Annotated in this window: 3 pseudogenes; all 3 read right to left on the bottom strand. The window is 48.3% G+C overall.

Going from position 1 to position 2,376, the window contains the following annotated elements:
* Positions 1-58: 58 nt before the first annotated feature.
* Positions 59-706 (bottom strand): annotated as a pseudogene (locus tag ABLA85_RS18990) (reverse transcriptase domain-containing protein); the annotation flags it as partial.
* A gap of 337 nt (positions 707-1,043) precedes the next feature.
* Positions 1,044-1,765 (bottom strand): annotated as a pseudogene (locus tag ABLA85_RS18985) (transposase).
* A 124-nt stretch (positions 1,766-1,889) separates the two neighbouring features.
* Positions 1,890-2,376, bottom strand: a pseudogene (locus ABLA85_RS18980) (group II intron reverse transcriptase/maturase); the annotation flags it as partial.

Below are 2,376 nucleotides of genomic sequence, written 5' to 3'. Positions count from 1 at the left end.
CAATCAGACATCTGAGGCCGATTATGACTTATCTTAGTTTGCTTAAGCGAGCGGTATTACCCTGTGGGGTGCCTTTCTCCCGGAATAACACCTCACCGTTGCATTTCATCGGTGCAGTTAGCCAGCGTTCGATGTACAGACAGATCCACGGGCTGTTTGTGTGTTTCCTCACGGATTTCATGAGTAAATCATGAGGAATATTGTCAAACAAGCCCTTGATATCGAACTCCAATACCCAATCTTGCTGCCAGCATCGCTGCCTTGTTACTCTGATGGCATCAATTGCCGATTTATTCGGTCGGTAGCCATAAGAATCCGGCAGAAAATGGGGCTCAACAAGCGGTTCGAAATGAAGCCTGACCACCATTTGCGCCACGCGATCCGCAACCGTGGGAATACCCAGCAGACGTTCACCTCCCGACTTCTTGGGAATAGTGACACCTCTCACCGGGGGTGGATAATAACTGCCCGATGATAAGCGGTTCCAGAGTTTGTAGAGATTATCTTTCAGATTGGATTCAAAATCCGCGATGGTTTGACCATCCACGCCTGCCGCACCTTGATTGGTTTTAACCAATAACCAGGCACGATACACATCCCTTTTCTCAATGACAAACGGTTTTGCCTTAACCTCCGTATCTCCTCCTGCCTGACAGTTGGATACCGGGTAAGGCTGCCTGACGTGACCCCTTCGCTCCACATTCATTACAAATATTTCCTCACTACTACGAGTCACTCCGCCCCCGTATCACCCATCGGTACTTTCATACTTGTCAATTTAGTGACTTGCATTTCTCCCTTGACATCGTGATGACGGGTTCCCGCAGTTCCCAGAAAGAGCCCGATACAAAGTCACGCCCACTCTACGCCGGACACCACCTGCGCAGCATTCGGAATTCACTCACAGATTTATCCCGGAAGATAGAAACGCCCCCGGTTTTGATGTCAAATCTCTTCTTTACGACGCGTCCACATGGGTTCGGTTTTACTCGTCTCTTTGTATCCTACCTGCCGAACTATTGTTCGCGCTTTGACCTCAACGCTCACGACCACCGCTCTTTACGGCAGCCGCTTGAGGGGGTTTGAAGCCGGCTTCCGACAGCGGACTTCGGTGGGCCTGCCACCATCTCCTCCTGAGCTTGTGCTACATACTGGCTGCGTTCCCTATGCTGCCAGTTTGTATGCCTGCGGCACACTCTCAATAATAAAACGCTTTTTAACATTATCTTATCCCACATATTTTGCAGGTGTGCTTTCATGTTACGGCGTTTTTTTGTGATAAGTGTGATACCATTTTTAGCTAAATCATCCGCCAGTGTCTGGCTGAGATAACCTTTATCACCGTAAAGCGTTCCTACCAGTTCTTTTGATAATTCACGAACAGGTTCCCTATCATCGACATTCCCCGGCGTCACTTTCAGTTAAAAACTTTATGCCGGGGAATACGGATGTTATGACAGACACTCAAACTCGTGGAATCAATAAAAGCCATGCCTGTGGGTTTTCCTTTTAATTGAGTCAGATAACTGCACAATGGCACCAAAACGGAAGGAGCGACACTGACAAAACGGGTATAACTGAGCAAGGTTGGAAAGTCGTTATGATGATATTTCCAAATATATTCCAGATAAAAATGTTTAAAATCCCGGTAATGCGACCGATGAAAGAGGATCAAAATCGTCATGATTTCACTGGGATACATGTGGCCTTGTCGACGACGCAGTCGGTCTCCGTTATTGAGACAAAACTGCGCCCATTGAGGAATGAAAAAGCGACAAAAAAAAAGTGGTGAGTAGACCTACCCAGTCACCCGGGCAGATCCCTCCTCAGAACCGGACATGCAGAACTACCGCATCCGGCTCCCGACAGACCCCAGTCGTCACACCTATTCAGCAAGAATTGAACATTGAATGGACTTTCCAGCTTGAAGGATAACCCAGCACTTTCAGGATCAGAGTCAGCTTTTCCCACGTTAACCCCCGTCGTCCTCCCTTCCGGTTGAACCATCTGTAAAGTACCCGCTTGCTTTGGTAGATAAATTGCCCGACTCGTCTCTGGTTATCAGAAATACCGTGATAATTTATCCAGCCTTTGATAACCCTGATGACGATGGTCAGAACACGCCTTTTGTCAGGTGTATTCAGGTTCTTCCAGAGGAAGTCCCTGAGTCCCTTCAATTTGGCGGCAAAACGGTCTTTTCGACGGGTCAACTTCAGTCGCCAGAAACCCTTTCGCGATATCCCCCAGTAGCAGGTAAATCCCAGAAAGTTAAACGCAGGTAAGCGCCCGCCAGACTGGTGAGCTCTCATGGCTGCAACGTGACCCGCCGGAATTAATTGCGATTTGTCACTGTGCAACGCCAGACCGTATTTACTC

The sequence above is a fragment of the Xenorhabdus sp. SGI246 genome, assembly GCF_040838225.1.
Classification (GTDB): Bacteria; Pseudomonadota; Gammaproteobacteria; order Enterobacterales; family Enterobacteriaceae; genus Xenorhabdus; species Xenorhabdus indica.
This window is presented reverse-complemented; position numbering and strand designations above follow the sequence as displayed.